Origin of the sequence: Henriciella barbarensis, from assembly GCF_003576345.1 — a bacterium.
Taxonomy (GTDB): Bacteria; Pseudomonadota; Alphaproteobacteria; order Caulobacterales; family Hyphomonadaceae; genus Henriciella; species Henriciella barbarensis.
The window spans coordinates 940,180-957,126 of sequence record NZ_QWGB01000005.1; the positions used below are offsets into that span (position 1 = coordinate 940,180).

Annotated in this window: 17 protein-coding genes; 6 read left to right on the forward strand and 11 right to left on the reverse strand. The window is 58.0% G+C overall.

Features of this window, described 5'->3' with window-relative positions; translation table 11 throughout:
* The first annotated feature begins 73 nt into the window (after positions 1-73).
* Entirely contained in the window at positions 74-589 is a 516-nt protein-coding gene (locus tag D1224_RS07560) for a L,D-transpeptidase family protein (RefSeq protein WP_119379279.1), read from the forward strand.
* Here the strand turns inward: D1224_RS07560 and D1224_RS07565 are convergent.
* Positions 586-1,254, reverse strand: a complete 669-nt coding sequence (locus D1224_RS07565) for a YggS family pyridoxal phosphate-dependent enzyme (protein ID WP_119379280.1) — start codon at positions 1,252-1,254, stop codon at positions 586-588. The two genes, D1224_RS07560 and D1224_RS07565, sit on opposite strands and share 4 nt — an antisense overlap.
* Before the next feature lie 6 nt (positions 1,255-1,260).
* On the opposite strand from D1224_RS07565, the gene D1224_RS07570 reads away from it, so the two are divergent.
* Entirely contained in the window at positions 1,261-1,875 is a 615-nt protein-coding gene (locus D1224_RS07570; RefSeq protein ID WP_119379281.1) for a thiamine phosphate synthase, read from the forward strand.
* A 3-nt stretch (positions 1,876-1,878) separates the two neighbouring features.
* On the opposite strand, the gene D1224_RS07575 is transcribed toward D1224_RS07570, so the two are convergent.
* Both D1224_RS07575 and D1224_RS07580 read right to left on the reverse strand, forming a co-directional pair.
* The gene (locus tag D1224_RS07575; protein ID WP_119379282.1) at positions 1,879-2,316 is read right to left on the reverse strand and encodes an NtrZ family periplasmic regulatory protein; all 438 of its coding nucleotides are present in this window, start codon (positions 2,314-2,316) and stop codon (positions 1,879-1,881) included.
* 52 nt (positions 2,317-2,368) lie between these two features.
* A complete protein-coding gene (locus tag D1224_RS07580) occupies positions 2,369-3,523 on the reverse strand; it encodes a porin (protein ID WP_182482211.1) in 1,155 nt (384 codons plus the stop codon).
* A 116-nt stretch (positions 3,524-3,639) separates the two neighbouring features.
* Between D1224_RS07580 and D1224_RS07585 the strand changes: the two genes are divergently transcribed.
* Genes D1224_RS07585 through holA form a run of 4 tightly spaced genes read left to right on the forward strand, consistent with a single transcriptional unit; the run spans position 3,640 to position 8,186 of the window.
* Positions 3,640-4,071 (forward strand): DUF3576 domain-containing protein, encoded by a 432-nt coding sequence (locus tag D1224_RS07585; RefSeq protein WP_233350444.1) that lies wholly within the window; start codon positions 3,640-3,642, stop codon positions 4,069-4,071.
* 40 nt (positions 4,072-4,111) lie between these two features.
* Positions 4,112-6,673, forward strand: a complete 2,562-nt coding sequence (leuS, locus tag D1224_RS07590) for a leucine--tRNA ligase (RefSeq protein ID WP_119379285.1) — start codon at positions 4,112-4,114, stop codon at positions 6,671-6,673.
* Entirely contained in the window at positions 6,670-7,152 is a 483-nt protein-coding gene (lptE, locus tag D1224_RS07595) for an LPS assembly lipoprotein LptE (RefSeq protein WP_119379286.1), read from the forward strand. The genes leuS and lptE overlap by 4 nt, the downstream gene beginning before the upstream one ends.
* Entirely contained in the window at positions 7,149-8,186 is a 1,038-nt protein-coding gene (holA, locus tag D1224_RS07600; RefSeq protein ID WP_119379287.1) for a DNA polymerase III subunit delta, read from the forward strand. Before lptE ends, holA begins: the two co-directional genes overlap by 4 nt.
* On the opposite strand, the gene D1224_RS07605 is transcribed toward holA, so the two are convergent.
* The 8 genes from D1224_RS07605 to hemE all read right to left on the reverse strand — a co-directional run bounded on the left by D1224_RS07605 (position 8,175) and on the right by hemE (position 16,789).
* Positions 8,175-9,095 (reverse strand): ParB/RepB/Spo0J family partition protein, encoded by a 921-nt coding sequence (locus D1224_RS07605; protein WP_119379288.1) that lies wholly within the window; start codon positions 9,093-9,095, stop codon positions 8,175-8,177. The two genes, holA and D1224_RS07605, sit on opposite strands and share 12 nt — an antisense overlap.
* Positions 9,095-9,916 (reverse strand): ParA family protein, encoded by an 822-nt coding sequence (locus D1224_RS07610; protein WP_119379289.1) that lies wholly within the window; start codon positions 9,914-9,916, stop codon positions 9,095-9,097. Before D1224_RS07610 ends, D1224_RS07605 begins: the two co-directional genes overlap by 1 nt.
* Positions 9,909-10,526 carry a 16S rRNA (guanine(527)-N(7))-methyltransferase RsmG gene (rsmG, locus tag D1224_RS07615; protein WP_119379290.1) on the reverse strand — a complete coding sequence of 206 codons (618 nt, stop codon included), beginning with the start codon at positions 10,524-10,526 and terminating at the stop codon, positions 9,909-9,911. The genes D1224_RS07610 and rsmG overlap by 8 nt, the downstream gene beginning before the upstream one ends.
* Entirely contained in the window at positions 10,526-12,400 is a 1,875-nt protein-coding gene (gene mnmG / locus D1224_RS07620; RefSeq protein ID WP_119379291.1) for a tRNA uridine-5-carboxymethylaminomethyl(34) synthesis enzyme MnmG, read from the reverse strand. The genes rsmG and mnmG overlap by 1 nt, the downstream gene beginning before the upstream one ends.
* An 82-nt stretch (positions 12,401-12,482) precedes the next feature.
* Complete coding sequence (gene mnmE, locus D1224_RS07625; RefSeq protein WP_119379292.1) at positions 12,483-13,805, reverse strand: tRNA uridine-5-carboxymethylaminomethyl(34) synthesis GTPase MnmE; 1,323 nt, start codon at positions 13,803-13,805, stop codon at positions 12,483-12,485.
* A 2-nt stretch (positions 13,806-13,807) separates the two neighbouring features.
* Complete coding sequence (gene rho / locus D1224_RS07630; RefSeq protein WP_119379293.1) at positions 13,808-15,127, reverse strand: transcription termination factor Rho; 1,320 nt, start codon at positions 15,125-15,127, stop codon at positions 13,808-13,810.
* A 147-nt stretch (positions 15,128-15,274) separates the two neighbouring features.
* Positions 15,275-15,700: a CopD family protein gene (locus tag D1224_RS07635; protein ID WP_119379294.1), complete on the reverse strand. Its 426-nt coding sequence runs from the start codon at positions 15,698-15,700 to the stop codon at positions 15,275-15,277.
* Positions 15,701-15,718: 18 nt separating this feature from the next.
* Entirely contained in the window at positions 15,719-16,789 is a 1,071-nt protein-coding gene (hemE, locus tag D1224_RS07640) for a uroporphyrinogen decarboxylase (protein WP_233350445.1), read from the reverse strand.
* Between the last annotated feature and the right edge of the window lie 158 nt (positions 16,790-16,947).

Below are 16,947 nucleotides of genomic sequence, written 5' to 3' on the forward strand. Positions count from 1 at the left end.
TGGCGGGACGCGATACACATAACACCGACTCGCCGTCGAATAACTAGATGATCACGATTTTGGGAGCGGCCAGATGCCGACACGTTTCCGGGTGACCCCCGACAGGAAAATTATCGGCCAGGGCCAGACCTTCCAGTGCGCGATCGGGAAGGGTGGCATGGTGGACGCCAGCAAAAAGACTGAGGGTGACGGCGCCTCACCCATCGGCCTCTGGAAGATCAAGCGTGTCTTCTGGCGCGCCGACAAGTTCGATCGCCCGAAGACTGCGCTGCCAATAATACCGCTCCATCCAGACGATGGCTGGTGCGATGAGCCGGGCGACCCGCTCTATAATTGCGCCGTTAAACGGCCGTATCCCGCAAGCCATGAAGTCATGTGGCGTGAGGATGATCTCTACGATATCGTCGTCCAGCTTGATCACAACACCGACCCAGTCGTTCCCGGCAAGGGCAGCGCTATCTTCATGCATGTCGCAAAGCCGGACTATTCGCCGACCGAAGGCTGCGTCGCGCTTGCCCTGGACGACCTCAAGACGCTCCTGTCACATTGCGACAAGGATACAGGCATCGAGATCCTGCGCGCAAACTAGCCGGTGTTGCGCTCTCCAAAGAAGGCGCTGCCGACCCGGACGTGTGTGGCGCCCAGCTTTGCGCCAAGCTCATAGTCGGCGCTCATCCCCATCGACACCCAGGGCAGGTTTGCATGATCTGCAAGCTTCTTCAGAAGCGCAAAATGCGGCCCCGCAGGCTCATCCACAGGCGGGATCGCCATCAGGCCTTTCAGCTCGCCCGGATAGGTCTGGCGCGTAAAGTCGATTAGTTGTTCCAGATCAGCTGGGAGAACGCCGGACTTCTGCTCTTCCTCGCCCGTATTTACCTGGATCAGAAGATCCGGGAACCGGTTCAGCTTTTCTGCCGCCTCTGTGAGCGTGCGTACGATCTTCATGCGATCGACAGTCTGGATCACATCGAACAGGGCGACGGCATCTTCTGATTTGTTGCTCTGAAGCGGACCAATCAGGTGCAGGCAAAGACCTTCAATGTCCCGCCTATGCTGCCAGTGGTCCTGCGCTTCCTGCACCCGGTTTTCGCCGAATACCCGCTGTCCGCAATCCAGTGCGGCCTGCAGGCGCTCATCTGGCTGCTTTTTTGAGACCGCAACCAGTTCGATGAGGTGGTCCGCGGCTGCGGCGAGCTGCTTCAGGATCACATCCCGGCTGGCGGCTATGTCGTGGGTAAGGTCAGTGCTAGGCATGCCCGGATGAAGCACGCCGTAGCCGTCTCCCGCAAGTTCCGAAACGCCGCGCACCTTGCGCAGGCGCATACGGGACCCTTGCTTCCCGGCGGTTTCTTTCTGACAGATCCGGCACGCATACCTGACGCACGCGCTATTATTGACCGCCTTCCAGACGGCATAGGCGTCATCATCCGGCACTTCGGCCAGGCACATGCGATGCAACAGGCCTTCGACATCGTCAGTGACTGCCAGAGGGCAGGGCGGATTGTTCTTATCGGAGCTGATCCAGACCTCGCGCTCGCAACCGGCGCAGAAGGTGTTCACTGGCCCTTCCGGATGCGGGATGATCTTCGCCGCACGAAGCCCGACCTCGGGCTGCTCCACACAATGAGCGTCCACTCACCCACCGAACTTCGCGTAGCTCGGGCGTACCCTGTGGACGCGCTCATCTATTCGACCGTTTTTCCATCCGCCAGCCCGAGTGCCGGACATCCTGTCGGGCTCTCCCGCTTTGCAGCAGCCGCGTCGACCTCGCCCGTCCCGCTTTACGCGCTTGGCGGAATCTCTGCCGTAAATGCAGAAAAAGCCGCCCGGTTCGGCGGCTTTGCAAGCGTTTCGGCGTTTGAAGCGCTTCTGTAAAAGCTAGAACTTGAAAGCAGACCGAAGGCGGATACCCGTCTCGATCGTCTCGTTCTGCAGCTGCTGAAGCTCATCAAGCTCCGTCGCACCGAGGGTCAGCTCACCGCCAACGCTGATACGCGGCGTGATCCGGAATTCTGCACCAGCACGCATTTCCTCACGCGCGAGCGGCGAACCGTCGGGCCGTGAAGTCATGTCCACGCTCAACTGCCAGCGGTCGCCCTTGATCCAGGCAAGGCGAACTTCCTTGCTGGGCGCGCCTTGCCAAATCGGCGTTGCGTCGGATGGCGAGCTCAGCGTGAACTGGCGGTACCAGTCCGGCTGGGCTTTCTCGGTCTCAGAAACGGTCGGTGGCGACAGCTCAATAGCCTCAGACTGCGCCGTGGCCGGAAGGGCCGCGAAAACGCCGAGTGCTGCAAGAGCTGTTACAGAATATTTCATTTGCCACCTTTGTTACGCCGCTACTTAATCAAAGGAGCGCGCAAATTGAACATTAATTCCTGCTCATTTCGAAAAAATCGGCCTGGAGTGTGATTTCTACCACAAGGCCCTTGCTTGTGCGGGTGCTGCCGGGCGTGCCCAAACGCTCATGTTGATACGAGAGGGCTACGTCGAAACCGTCTGAAAGTTCCCTCTTCGCCGCTATGCTCACGCCTTCCGAAGAGAGCCGTGCGAGATCGTCATCAGCCTCGCCATAGTTCAACGATACGCGCGTCTTGCCAAAGTCATGAGCAATACCTGTTTCCCAGGCCGAATAGTCGCCGCCGCTGAAGGCATTGTCGCTTTGCAGCCAGGAGATGCCGAATTCGGTATCGTCGCGCTCGATGTTCGCGCCCAGTGACCATGTTTCCACCCGGTCACGGGTCAGTCCGGCGACGTCATCCGGCTCGGCAGTAGACCAGGCAAGCGAGGCCTCAATCCGGATGCCTGAGGAGCGAAGCGTACGCGACAGGTTTGCGGCGGCCTCAACGACATTTTCAAGTCCAGGCTGGCCGGTGGCGTCGGACAGGCTGCGGTCAAGGTTCTGCCCATCGGCCTCAGGGGTAAATGAAACGCCTGCCCGAAGACCCAGAATGCGCGGGCTGGCATAGCTGAGCTTTGCCGACGGGCCCGTCACATCATGATTGGTTCGGTTTATCTTGAGCCCCGTCGGGTCGAGATACGGGTTCGCCACGGCGGAATAAGTGAGTGCGCTCGGCGTCCCCTCAAAAAATCTGGCGGCAACCCCCCGGTCCTTACCGATCCGCAGTTCACCATATCCCCCATCAGCCCTGATATAAGCCGCCTCAACGCGTCCCCGCGCGCCGGTTTCAACGTCGTCGAACCCTCCGGAAAGTCCGCTATAAGCACCGGCAAGCGCCGAACCCGTTCCGAAATCTCCAGCGAAGCCAGGGCGCAGCGGATGGTCCCTCTGGCCGCGCAGCGTCACGCGGGCGCCAAGCTCGGTCCCGTTCTGGAGGATGGTCTCGGCTTCAGTATCCAGGCTTATTTCGTAGAGGACTGCCTCGCTATCGGCGCGCTTATCATCAAGCAGCGACACAACGGTTGCTGCCTCGAGATCGCTCTCGATATCGAGGGGCAGGGCGAATGCTTGCGGCATTGGCGCCGCCATGAATATCGCGGTGGAGAGGAGCAGGGCTGATCTCATCGGGAGGGCGTCCAATCGATTGCTTCTCGCCGAGCACATATCAGCACTGGCCCGACGGGTCCCAGATGATATACAGAGCGGTTCGTGAAGAAGATATTGCCGACAGGATATTCGTAATGAACGCTTCCACAAAGATCGCCGCTGCTCTCACCGGGGTGTTCGCTCTCTCAGGCTGCCTGTTCTCGGGCAATAGCGGCGCTCAGAATATCAGCGTTGCCGAAAGCTTCGAAGGCGGGGTCAATCCTTACCTCTGGCGCGCCAGCCTCGATACACTGAACACGCTGCCTCTGACCACGGCTGACCCGGTTGGCGGCATCATCAATTATGACTGGAAATCCTATCCGGACGCTGAGGGCGAGCGCATCCGCGCAACCGTCTACATTCTGGACTCGCGGCTACGGGCCGACGGCGTGAAAGTCTCCGTATTCCGCCAGGTTCAGGACAACGGCCAGTGGACGGACGCCCCTGTGGATCAAGCCACAACTGTCCAGCTTGAGAACGCCATTTTGACGCGTGCACGCGTTCTCAAATCTTCAGAACTCAGCTAGGCGCGACAAGCCCAGCTTACACAAATGCAGGAGGGGCGCCGTGACGTCTCGCTATGATCCGCAGACTGCGGAAGCCAAGTGGCGTAAAGCCTGGGCAGACGCCGGTATATTCAAAACAAAGACGCCCGAAGAGGCGGAGGGACAGGACAAATCCTACGTCCTCGAAATGTTTCCCTATCCTTCCGGCAAGCTCCATATGGGCCATGTCCGCAACTATGCGATGGGCGATGTCGTGGCTCGTCATCGCCGCGCGCTCGGGCATAATGTGCTCCACCCTATGGGCTGGGACGCTTTCGGCCTGCCAGCTGAGAACGCCGCCATTGAGCGTAATGTTCATCCGGGTGAGTGGACCTATCAGAACATCGCAACGATGCGCGCGCAGCTGGAGAAGCTCGGTCTGACATTGGACTGGAGCCGCGAATTCGCGACCTGCGACACTGACTATTATGGTGAGCAGCAGCGCCTCTTCCTTAAACTGCTTGAAGCGGGTCTTGCCTATCGCAAGGCCAGCAAGGTCAACTGGGACCCGGTCGATAATACGGTGCTTGCGAACGAGCAGGTCATCGACGGCAAGGGCTGGCGCACGGGTGCCCCTGTCGAGCAGCGCGAGCTGACGCAATGGTTTTTCCGCATTACCGCATATGCCGACGAGCTCCTCGAAGGTCTCGACGGGCTCGAGAACTGGCCCGACAAGGTTCGCCTGATGCAAGCCAACTGGATCGGCAAATCCAAGGGCGCCACTGTCCGTTGGGTGATCGATGGTGAGCAACCAGCAGAGTTCGGAAAACATATTGAGGTTTATACGACCCGGCCCGATACGCTTTACGGGGCGAGCTTCATTGCTTTGGCGCCTGATCATCCGATCACGCGCGCTCTCGCAGAGGACCGACCAGAGATCCGCGACTTCATCGCTGATGCGGCGAAGATCGGCACCTCAGAGGAAGCGATCGAGAAAGCGCCAAAGCTGGGTGTTGATCTTGGACTCCGTGTTCAGCATCCGTTTGATCCAAGCTGGACGATCCCTGTCTGGACAGCAAACTTTGTCCTGTCGGGATATGGGACGGGCGCGATTTTTGGCTCGCCTGCGGGCGACCAACGCGATCTTGATTTTGCGCGCAAGTACGACCTGCCTGTGCAGCCGGTTGTCCTGCCCCCGGACACCAGCGCCAACGATCATGAGATAACGGACACAGCCTATACCGGCCCTGGCACGATTTATAATTCCGGCTTTCTCGATGGCATGACGACGGACACCGCCATTTCCGCAGCGATCGAGAAGCTCGAAACGCTTAAGCTCGGCGAAGGTACGACGAATTATCGTCTGCGGGATTGGGGCGTGTCGCGCCAGCGCTACTGGGGCTGTCCGATCCCGATCATTCATTGCGAGAGCTGCGGCGCCGTTCCAGTGCCTGACGCTGACCTTCCGGTTACGCTTCCAGAGGATGTGAGCTTCGACAAGCCGGGCAATCCGCTCGCCCATCATCCGACCTGGAAGAAGACAAGCTGTCCAGAATGCGGCGGTGAGGGCACGCGAGAAACCGATACACTCGACACGTTCGTGGATTCGTCCTGGTATTTCGCCCGCTTTGCAGGGATCAAGGATAAGGCAGAGCGCGCCTATTGGATGCCGGTCGATCAGTATATTGGCGGTGTCGAGCACGCGGTGCTGCACCTTCTCTATGCCCGCTTCATCTCGCGCGCGCTCCGCGATGTCGGCGAGCTTGATCTGCCTCAGGGCGAGCCGTTCCTCGGTCTCTTTACCCAAGGCATGGTTACGCACGAGACCTACAAGAACAGCGATGGAAAATGGGTCGAACCGGCAGACGTTGAACGCCGCGATGGCGGCCTTTTTGTCCGCGGTAGCGACCTCTCAGTCACGGCTGGGCCGGTCGAGAAGATGTCGAAGTCCCGCAAGAACGTCGTCGATCCGGACCAGATTATCGTGTCCTTCGGTGCTGACGTCGCTCGTTGGTTTGTGCTGTCCGATAGCCCGCCAGAGAGGGATGTCGAATGGTCACAGGCCGGCGCGGAGGGCGCTGCTCGCTTCGTTCAGCGCGTCTGGTCGATATTCGCCGGCCTGACCGGGTCTGAAAAACCGTCCGGTAAGGCGGAGCCGACCCCGGTGCTTCGCTTCTCTCACCGCGCAGCCGCTGAGATTAACAAAGCCATTTCCGAGTTCAGGCTGAACGCAGCGATCGCGCTCTGCCATGACTGGGTCAATACGCTGAAGAAGGCCGAAGGCGCTGCTGATGAAACGGCGGCGTCGCGGCACGAAAGCGCGCATATGCTCGCAATCTGCCTGACACCTTTCATGCCTCATTTGGCTGAGGAATGCTGGAGCGCTTTGGGAGAGGACGGTTTCATCTCCGACTCCGCTTGGCCAGTATCGGACCCGGACTTGATGGTGGAGAACACCATCACGCTGCCAATTCAGGTCAACGGCAAACGCCGGGCCGAAATTGAAGTCGCGCGGGATGCTAGCAAAGACGACATCGAACAGCAGGCACTGAAGCTTCCTGCGCTTGCGGGCTTTCTCGACGGCGTCGAGGTAAAGAAAATCATTGTGGTTCCCGGCCGTATCGTGAATATCGTGGCGTCATGAAGAATTTGATCCTCGCTTCCGTTGCCGCGCTCATGCTGGCTGGCTGTGGTTTTCGCCCGCTCTATGCGGACGCGTCCTTCGATCAGGTCGGCGAAGGCCTGATACGGGTCGACGAGATTAATGGTCGGTCTGGCTATCTTCTGCGGCGCGAACTTCTGAAAGAACTTGCAATCGGGCTTCCGGGCCTGAATGAGCGCGCCGATCTGCGGGTCGGTCTCGAGGAAGAGCTTGAACGCATCACGCTTCTGAATGATGGCAGCGTGTCGCGGTCTTTCCTGAGAGGCGGCGCTGAATTCACGCTGACCACGCAGAGTGGTGAGGCTTATAGCGGCGATGCTCAAGTCCAGATCCCGATCTCGGCGACGCAATCCCCGTTCGGCGACGTCGCGGCTCAGACCGAATCTTCAGAGCGCGGTATGCGCGAATTGGCCCGCAAGATTGTGGACGATCTTCGTCTACAGCTTGAAGCGGCGCAATGATCCTGAAAAGCGGTCAGGTTTCCAGCCGGTTCAAGAGTTCAGACAACAGCCCCTGGTGCGCCCTTGTTTACGGCGACGATGATGGCGTGGTGAACGATCTCGCCGACCAGATCGCAGCGAGCTGGAGCAAGGCAGCCGGAAATGCCCGTCAGGTCGTGCTGGACGATGATGAAATCCGCCGCGAACCACACCTTCTTTCCGACAAGGTCGAGACAGGATCGCTTCTGGGCGACATAGAGATTGTGCGCGTGCGCACATCCGGTGAAAAGATCGCCAAACCGGTTCTGGATCTTATCCAGAAAGCCGACCAGATGGGAAGTGGTTTTGCCAATCGGCTTCTCGTGCTGAACGGCAGCCTGAATAAGCGTTCCAAGCTGCGCGCCACGATCGAACAGTCCACAACCGCTGCGGCCATCCAAGTTTACGCCGATACAGCAGACTCCCTGAAGTCGCTCGTGGAAGAAAAACTTGCCGCGCTTGACGTCGGGATCGAGCCTGATGCTCTCGATGACTTCGTCAGCCTGCTGCCTGGCCATAGAGGGCTCGCAAATCAGGAGAGCGAGAAACTCGCCCTTTACGGCCGCGGTCTTGGCAGGGCAATCTCTACCGCGGATATCCGGGCCATCTGTCGCACGGATGCAGATGATAGCGTTCGCGACCTCGCAAACGCGGCGCTTGATGGCGATTTGGTGCGCTGCCAGTCAGAATATGATCGCGTCATTGAGAGTGGAACCAGCACGATCAGCGTTCTGCGCATTCTCGAAATGGAAATACGCCGCCTGATGCAGGCGAGGGGACTCATGGGGACGGGCGGCGATATTGGCCGACGTTTGCGTCCACCGGTCTGGGGCTCTGAATGGCCTGCCTTCCGCGCGCGCCTCGACCTCTGGACGTCAGCTTCGCTAACGCGGCTATTGGCTGCTATTCATGACCTTGAGCTGCAGGCGAAAACCTCCGCTGCTGCCGCCGATCCGGCGCTACGGCTACTGCTCCTGAACATCGTGAAGTCAGCGGCGGCGCGTTCAGGTCGCTGAACGCCTTGCAGTGAGACGTCGGCAGAGGTCGTCCAGCTGTTCCAAATCACTGTATTTAATCCGCATTTCGCCTTTATCGCCCTTGTGCCGAATGTCGACACTGAGGCCGAGCGCGCGGGCAAGATCCGCCTCCAGCGCTTCGGTATCGACATCCTTCTCAGCCTGGCGAACGCGGCCAGCAACCGTCTCGATGCTGCCATCTTCCTTTGCGGACCTGGAGAGTTTCTCGACTTCGCGAACGCTGAGCCCCTTGTGCAGGGCCATGGCGATGACGGCGTCGGGATCAGGCGCACCCAGTGCAGCCCGTGCATGGCCGGCAGATATACGCCCTTCACGCAAATGCTCACGCGCCAGGTCTGATAAATTTAATAATCTCAACGTGTTAGCAATGTGGGCGCGACTTTTTCCAACACTTTCGGCCAGCCCTTCCTGCGTGCGTCCGAAGCGCCGCATCAGCGCGCCATACGCCTCCGCCTCCTCGATCGGATTGAGGTCGGTGCGTTGGACGTTTTCGATGATACCGATTTCGAGCAGTTCGAGCTCATCCATCTGGCGGATGGTTGCTGGTATTTCGGTCAGTCCGGCCTGTTTGGCAGCCCTCCAGCGACGTTCGCCGGCGACGATCTGATATTTTCCCGTCGCCTTCGGGTCTGGGCGAACCAGAATCGCCTGAAGCACACCCTTTGCCCGGATCGATTCCGACAGCTCATTGAGGTCCGCTTCAGAAAAATAGCGGCGCGGCTGTTGAGGGTTGGGCCGGATGTCGCTGATCAACAGTGTCGAGGCATCTGTCTTCGCCTGTACGTCGCGCTCTTCATCTGCAGACGCAGCAGAAACACCCTCCACTTCGCCAATAAGCGCAGATAGTCCACGCCCCAGACGGCTCGGTTTCTGTTTTTCACTGCTCATCAGGCAGGCTCCATTGCACGCGCCCGCTCTCTCTGCAGAACTTCGGATGCGAGGCGGATATAAGCTTCGCTGCCGGGGCAACGGTAATCATAGAGCAGGGCGGGTTTGCCAAAGCTCGGCGCTTCGGACAAACGTACGTTGCGCGGAATGACCGTCTTGTAGACCTTGGAGCCAAGAACGTCGCGCACCTCGTCGGCAACCTGGTCCGACAGATTGTTCCGGCGGTCATACATGGTGAGGACAATACCTTGTATATCCAGCGCGGGGTTGAGCCCTGAACGGACCACTTCGACCGTTCTCAACAGCTGGCTCAGACCTTCGAGCGCCAGAAATTCGCACTGCAACGGGACCAGAAGGGCGTCTGCGGCTGTCATTGCGTTGATTGTAAGCGATGACAGGGAAGGCGGGCAGTCGATCAGAACGAAATCATAGCGTTGTTCCGCGTCGTTCTCGTACGTCTTTATATGGTTTCGGATCGCGTCGCGCAGGCGATAGGAACGACGTGCCTTGTCAGCGAGCTCCGTTTCAACGCCAGACAGGTTTTCGTCACCGGGCACGATCTCCAGACGGGGCACCAGCGTCGGAAGGATGGCATCTTCCAGCGGTATTTCATCAACGACCACGTCGTAGCTGGTCAGTTTCCGGTCCGCGCGGCTTATACCGAGGCCTGTGGACGCGTTTCCCTGCGCATCGAAATCAACGACAAGCACGCGTCGCCCCACAGCAGCCAGCGCGGTGCCGAGATTGATCGACGTGGTCGTCTTCCCAACTCCACCTTTCTGGTTTGCGATTGCCAGGACCCGGGTGCCAGTCTTAGACACGATGCGCCTCCTCGATCTTGAGTATGACCCCTCGTTCGCTTGTACGACTCGGGATCGCTTCGTGTCTTAACGTCCAGTAATCCGAGGCGTCCGTCAATTCTTCCTGCCAGCGTTCACCCTTGAAGAAGAGGGCTGTCGCGCCCTGTGACATCCACGGATCTGCATAACCGAGAAGCTTTGGTAACGGCGCCAAAGCTCTGGCTGTAATGAAATCAACGCGTTCTGCCTTTGCACCCTCTATTCGCGCGTGAACGACCTTCGCTGGGAGTTCAAGTTCAGAAATGACAGCCTGAAGAAATGCACACTTTTTTCCGGTCGATTCGACCATAGTGACGTCGCCGCCACGCGTTTTGGCCTCGCAAGCAAGCACTAGTCCCGGAAAACCTGCGCCAGACCCGAGATCTACGATCCGGCATTCAGCGTTCGTAAGCCCCACCATTTGCGCACTGTCCAGGACATGGCGCTCCCAGATGGCGTCCATCTCGCGTGGACCGATCAGGTTCATACGCTGGCGCCAATCGTCGAGCAGGCCAATATACGCTTCGAGCAGGGGGAGTGTTTCACGTGAAACACCGGCACCCTGTAAGGCTTCTTCTATCGTCTTTTTCATCAGCTTACAGCACGCATTTTCTGACTGCGCTTTACGGAAGCGAGCAGCGCGACCAAGGCTCCGGGTGTGACCCCCTCGATCCGCGACGCTTGACCGATGGTCGACGGACGCACCCCTTCAAGCTTTCCACGAACCTCATTGGAAAGGCCGCCGACGGCTGAATAATCAAACTTGGCCGGAATTTCCAAAGACTCATCGCGACGCAGAGCGTCGACATCAGCTTGCTGTCGCTCGATATACCCGGCGTAAAGAGCCTCAATGCTCAGCTGCGTTTTTACCTCTGGGTCCAGAGCTGCTACCTCCGCATATACGTGCTCTATGTCAGACATGGAGATATCTGGGTATGCGAGAAAGTCCCAGATACGGCGTTTCTGACCGTCCTGATTGACTTTCCAGCCGTGTCGAGCCGCTTCGTTAGGCGTTAGTGTCAACGACTGGAGAAGTAAGCGACCTTTCTCAAGCGCAGAGTGTTTCACGTGAAACATCTCTTTTCGAGACTCAGATACAAGTCCGATTTCGATACCCTTTGGAGTAAGACGCTGATCGGCATTATCTGAACGGAGCGCGAGCCGATACTCCGCGCGGGATGTGAACATCCGGTATGGCTCCGTCACGCCACGTGTCGTCAAATCATCAACGAGCACCCCGATATACGCTTCGGCGCGGTCAAAATGAACAGCATCCAGTCCGAATGAACGCCGCGCGGCATTCATACCTGCAACTAGGCCCTGGGCGCCCGCCTCTTCATACCCTGTCGTGCCGTTTATCTGTCCAGCTAGATAGAGTCCGGACAGCGCCTTCACTTCCAGGCTTCGGTCGAGCGCGCGCGGGTCCACATAATCATATTCGATAGCGTAGCCGGGCTGAATGATGCGCGCGTGCTCTAACCCTTCAATCGTACGGATAAACGCTTCCTGCACATCGGTGGGCAAAGACGTTGAAATGCCATTCGGATAAACCGTGTCATCGTCCAGTCCCTCAGGCTCCAGGAAGATCTGGTGCCTATCCTTGTCGGCAAACCGGTGCACCTTGTCCTCAATGGATGGGCAATAACGCGGGCCTTTCCCGGCGATCGCGCCAGAGTACACGGCCGACTTGTTCAGGTTTGCGGCGATAATTTCGTGAGTATGAGCGCTCGTATAAGTGATACCGCACGAGATCTGCGGGACATCTACCCGCTTGTTCATGAACGAAAACGGCACCGGCTCATCATCCGCCGGCTGCTTCTCAAGCCTGTCCCAATCGATTGTTTTTCCGTCAAGCCGTGCAGGGGTACCGGTTTTGAGCCGGCCCATTGGCAGTTCGAGCGCATAAAGCCGATCCGCGAGCCCGATTGCAGGGGCCTCGCCAGCGCGCCCGGCCTCGATGCGTTCATCGCCGCGGTGAATGACACCTTTTAGGAATGTTCCAGTCGTGATGACGACTGCAGCTGCGCTCCAGGTCTGGCCGGAGAGGCCAATAACACCCGTCACGCGGCCATCCTTCGTAACGAGGTCTTCAACGCCATCTTCAATGATTGTCAGATTCGGATAGACCGCCAGCTCTGCCTGCATCGCTTCGCGGTAAAGTCTACGATCCATTTGCGCGCGTGGACCCCAGACAGCGGGGCCTTTCGACCTGTTCAAAAGCCGATACTGGATGCCTGCTTTGTCAGCGATCCGCGCCATCAGCCCATCCAGGGCATCCATCTCTCGCACGAGGTGGCCCTTACCAAGACCGCCAATCGCAGGATTGCACGACATCTCGCCAATCGTCGCGCGTTTATGCGTGATGAGAGCCGTACGTGCACCGAGCCTTGCGGCCGCAGCCGCGGCTTCGCAGCCGGCGTGGCCGCCGCCCACAACGATGACATCGAAATCATTTGCTGAGGCCATAACTCCTCGCACCCTGTTTCTGGACATTTCTGAGATATGGGCGGCTATAGCGTATCTTCACCCCCGAACACAGGGGGCGGAGTCATTTCCCGATACAGAAGCTAGAGAAAACTTCTCCAAGTATATCTTCTACGTCTATGCGTCCCACCAACGCGCCCAGCTTCTGCGCGGCGAGACGAACGTCCTCTGACACGATTTCAGCACCAAACCCTCTTTCCAGATTTGCGCTCGCCTGTTTCACGTGAAACAGCGATGTCGAGAGTGCCTCTCGGTGGCGTCGTCTGGTAATGAGCGGCGCGCTTCTTGATCCAGAAAGCTCTGTGATCCTTTTCCCGAGCGCATCTTCCAGTGCGGAGAACCCGAAACCTGTCTCTGCGGACAGGAGAATAGTGCCTCCATCGTGCACGTTCTCCGCAACGTCCGCCTTGTTGAGGACACAGATATCGTCGTCACCGGCGCCTTCAAAAGAGGATGCAGTATCCGGAGATCGGACCTGTATCAGCAAATCGGCCGCCTTCGCCCGCTCCAATGCACGGCGAACACCTTCAGCCTCAATCGCATCATCGACTTCCCGAAGCCCCGCGGTATCCGCAAGCCACACGATCTGACCTGCAATCCTCAGTCGGACTTCCACAACATCGCGCGTGGTACCTGGAATGTCGGAAACAATCGCCGCCTCCCGCCGGGCGAGCCTGTTCAGAATGGAAGACTTACCTGCGTTCGGCGGCCCGATGATCGCGACTCTGAAGCCATCGCGGATACGCTCGCCAACCTCATCATCGTCAATTGCCGTCCTAAGTTCGTTTTCCAGACGGCCCAGAAGGCCCGCCACTGGCCCCGTACTTTCGTCCGGCGCGTCTTCTTCATCTGGAAAGTCTATGCTCGCTTCAAGCAAGGCCATCGCTTCAAGCAAGCCCACGCGCCATCCATCATAGACTTTTGAAAGACTGCCGCCCAGCTGATCAAGCGCAAGGGACTTTTGTGCGCGCGTCTCCGCATCAATGAGGTCAGCGACGCCTTCAGCCTCCACGAGATCGAGCCGCCCATTCTCAAATGCACGGCGTGTAAACTCACCTGGCTCAGCCAGCCTTACATCCCTGAATCCACAGAGCGTATCAAGCGCATGATCTATAACAGCGCCGCCGCCGTGGAGATAAAGTTCGGCTGTGTCCTCGCCCGTATAAGAATGAGGCCCCGGCATGAAGACCCCAAGTCCCTCATCTATTGTTTCACGTGACACATCAAGAAAGCGGCCAAAGACTGTTCGCCGAGGGGTTGGGAGGCCGGCTTCAAAAACACGCGCACAAATATCGCGAACCGCCGGTCCGCTGATGCGTACAATCGCGATTGCCGAAGGCGGCGGACCAGAGGCAAGCGCGCAGATCGTATCGCGCTGCGCCATCATGCCTAGTTCTTCATAGCCTCGAAGAATTCATCATTCGTCTTCGTCTGGCGCAATTTGTCGAGCAGGAAGTCAACCGCGTCGGACGTACCCATTGGATTGAGGATACGGCGAAGAATGTAGATCTTCTGAAGCTGTTCCTTCGGCGTAATAAGCTCTTCCTTACGCGTACCAGACTTCATGATGTCGATGGCCGGGAAGGTCCGCTTGTCAGCAATCTTGCGATCAAGAACGACTTCAGAGTTACCGGTACCTTTGAATTCTTCGAAGATGACCTCATCCATACGAGATCCGGTGTCGATCAGCGCGGTCGCGATGATGGTCAGAGAACCACCACCTTCGATATTCCGCGCCGCACCGAAGAAGCGTTTCGGACGCTGGAGCGCGTTGGCATCCACACCGCCGGTCAGCACCTTGCCAGAGCTTGGAACCGTCGTGTTATAGGCGCGGCCGAGGCGCGTGATGGAGTCAAGCAGAATAACAACGTCGCGGCCGTGTTCAGCCAGGCGTTTTGCTTTCTCGATCACCATTTCGGCAACAGATACGTGGCGTGTCGCCGGCTCATCAAAGGTCGAGGAGATGACCTCGCCCTTCACCGAGCGTTTCATGTCTGTCACTTCTTCCGGACGCTCATCGATCAGGAGAACGATGAGATAGCATTCGGGGTGATTTTCTTCGATCGATGCCGCGATATTCTGCAAAAGGACCGTCTTACCGGTACGCGGCGGCGCGACGATGAGTGCACGCTGACCTTTACCGATTGGCGAGACAATATCGATTACACGGCCGGAACGATCCTTTTTGGTTGGATCCTTGCTCTCCATGTGAAGGCGCTCTTCAGGATAGAGCGGCACGAGATTGTCGAAGTGAACTTTCTGGCGCGCCTTTTCAGGCTCCTCGAAATTGATCGAATTGACGCTATTCAGCGCGAAGTAGCGCTCGCCTTCACCCGGTTCGGTAATCGGGCCGTCGACTGTATCACCCGTTTTCAGACCAGCCTGTTTGATGACCTTTGGGCTGACATAAATGTCGTCTGGACCCGGCAGATAGTTCGACTCTGGCGACCGGAGGAAACCGAAGCCATCGACGAGAACTTCCAGAACACCCTGGCCGATGATGACGATGTCACGCTCTGCAAGCTCCCGAAGGATCGCGAACAGCATATCCTGCGTCCGCAGCGAGGACGCGTTTTCGACTTCCAGGCTCTCTGCATAAGCGAGCAGTTGCGTCGGGCTCTTGGCCTTCAGGTCGCGCAGATAGACATGGCTCGGCGCTTCTGAATCGGAAACCGCTTGCGGATCGAGGGACGTTTCGGTGTCTGACATGAAATCTTCTGGGTGTGAAAAGGTGCGCGAAGGATGAATGCGCGACCGATAGATTGACTTGGGAAAGTACGGCCTGCCAGGAAAGGCGGCCTCTTACGGCCGCTTATGTGATCAAATTTCCCCGCAGGTCAAGAGAATTCCCGCACGTCAGAACGGTTGGACGATCACCAGGATCACAATGACGATCAGAAGAATGAACGGAACCTCGTTCAGCATCTTCAATCGTTTCGCCGGTACGTCTTCACCGCGATCGATCTTCTTGCCCATCGCAACGAAATAGCCGTGCAGGCCCGATAGCAAAATCACCAGCAAGATTTTCGCATGCAGCCAACCGCCTGACATGATCGCCGGATTGATAACGATCAGGCTGATCCCGAGCACCCAGACAAGTATGACGCTTGGCGTCAGGATGATCTTGCGCAGCTTTGCCGATGCTGACTTCATCGTCTCGAAAAGCGGCTCGCCCGGCGCGGAGGTGAGCTGGTGCAACTTGTACCGCGGCAGTATGAGCAAACCCGCCATCCAGCCGATAACGAAAATAAGGTGAAAAGCCTTGACCCAAAGATAGAGCATTTTTGATCCGTATACTGTCTAACTAGCTTTCCATTCCCGCACGGTGCGCACAGCGCGCTCCACGTTCGGGATGGGTGTCTGAGGCAACACGCCGTGACCGAGATTGAAGATATGTGGCCGGTCCTTATAGGCCTCGAGCAGTTCGATAATCCGCCGCTCCATGGCATCGCCGCCCGTCATAAGAAGCAGCGGATCGAGATGACCTTGTACCGGCATCCCAGATGGTAGCTCGCGGTTTACAAAAGACGGTAGCGCGGCCGTATCCAGCCCGACTGCACTTACACCCGTCTGCTCTGCGAATGCGGGCAGCTGAACGCCAGCCCCGCGGGGAAAGCCAATCAGTGGGACAGTTACGCCAAGCTCTCGCAGCCGCTTCACCAGCTTCTGGTTCGGGCGAATGATGATCTGTTCGAAAACGTCGTTCGGCAGCCCCTCAGCCCACGAGTCGAACATCATGAGCGCTTCTGCGCCCGCTTCTGCCTGCGCGGCCATGTAGTGGGCTGTGGCCTCGACAAGATCATCCAGGAGGAGATCTAGCTCAGCCGGAAACTGATGCGCCCAGAGGCGCGCTGTGGACTTGTCCGTCCCACCGCGGCCCTCGATTGCGTAAAGTGCAACCGTCCAGGGCGCGCCAGCAAAGCCGATCAGCGTTGTTTCCGCAGGAAGGCGCGATTTCACGCGGGATACCGTCTCATAGACAGGCGATAGCCGCTCCACCACTGTCTGGACCGGCACTTCATTCAGCCTGCCGCCAGTCTCAACAGCTTCCACGATCGGACCGACCCCTTTCTCAAACCGCACACCTCTTCCGAGAGCATCGAGGATGAGCAGGATGTCAGCAAACAGGATCGCGCCATCCATGCCATAGCGCTCAATTGGCTGAAGGGTCGCTTCCACAGCCAGCGAAGGCGTGTAGCAGAAATTGAGGAAGTTCTTCGCCCGTCCGCGCAGCTCCATATATTCAGGCAAATGCCTGCCAGCCTGTCTCATCATCCAGAGGGGAACAGGGTCCTGACGCTTGCCATTCAGGACATTCAGTAGCGGTTTTTCCGGGACGGGGGCCATCTGGTCCTCTTCTTCCTTCAGCATGAAAATGCGCTCTTATCATTACTAAGCGCTGGATAAGGTGGACAATCAGTCTCAGGCGGCTTTGTCACCAGTAATTCCACAGACTGTCCATAGGGGAGCGCTCGCGTTAACCATTCGTCAACCTTTTGGAATCGCCGTTAATTTACTGTTAACCATTT

Bases quoted from the DNA above. Each gene is read 5' to 3' on its own strand.
- D1224_RS07585 (WP_233350444.1), top strand. From the start codon at position 3,640: ATGAACGCTTCCACAAAGATCGCCGCTGCTCTCACCGGGGTGTTCGCT.
- rsmG (WP_119379290.1), bottom strand. From the start codon at position 10,526: ATGAAAAAGACGATAGAAGAAGCCTTACAGGGTGCCGGTGTTTCACGT.
- mnmE (WP_119379292.1), bottom strand. From the start codon at position 13,805: ATGATGGCGCAGCGCGATACGATCTGCGCGCTTGCCTCTGGTCCGCCG.
- D1224_RS07575 (WP_119379282.1), bottom strand. From the start codon at position 2,316: ATGAAATATTCTGTAACAGCTCTTGCAGCACTCGGCGTTTTCGCGGCC.
- D1224_RS07605 (WP_119379288.1), bottom strand. From the start codon at position 9,095: ATGAGCAGTGAAAAACAGAAACCGAGCCGTCTGGGGCGTGGACTATCT.
- rho (WP_119379293.1), bottom strand. From the start codon at position 15,127: ATGTCAGACACCGAAACGTCCCTCGATCCGCAAGCGGTTTCCGATTCA.
- D1224_RS07580 (WP_182482211.1), bottom strand. From the start codon at position 3,523: ATGAGATCAGCCCTGCTCCTCTCCACCGCGATATTCATGGCGGCGCCA.
- D1224_RS07570 (WP_119379281.1), top strand. From the start codon at position 1,261: ATGAAGCACGCCGTAGCCGTCTCCCGCAAGTTCCGAAACGCCGCGCAC.
- D1224_RS07560 (WP_119379279.1), top strand. From the start codon at position 74: ATGCCGACACGTTTCCGGGTGACCCCCGACAGGAAAATTATCGGCCAG.
- D1224_RS07635 (WP_119379294.1), bottom strand. From the start codon at position 15,700: ATGCTCTATCTTTGGGTCAAGGCTTTTCACCTTATTTTCGTTATCGGC.
- lptE (WP_119379286.1), top strand. From the start codon at position 6,670: ATGAAGAATTTGATCCTCGCTTCCGTTGCCGCGCTCATGCTGGCTGGC.
- mnmG (WP_119379291.1), bottom strand. From the start codon at position 12,400: ATGGCCTCAGCAAATGATTTCGATGTCATCGTTGTGGGCGGCGGCCAC.
- holA (WP_119379287.1), top strand. From the start codon at position 7,149: ATGATCCTGAAAAGCGGTCAGGTTTCCAGCCGGTTCAAGAGTTCAGAC.
- D1224_RS07565 (WP_119379280.1), bottom strand. From the start codon at position 1,254: ATGCCTAGCACTGACCTTACCCACGACATAGCCGCCAGCCGGGATGTG.
- hemE (WP_233350445.1), bottom strand. From the start codon at position 16,789: ATGCTGAAGGAAGAAGAGGACCAGATGGCCCCCGTCCCGGAAAAACCG.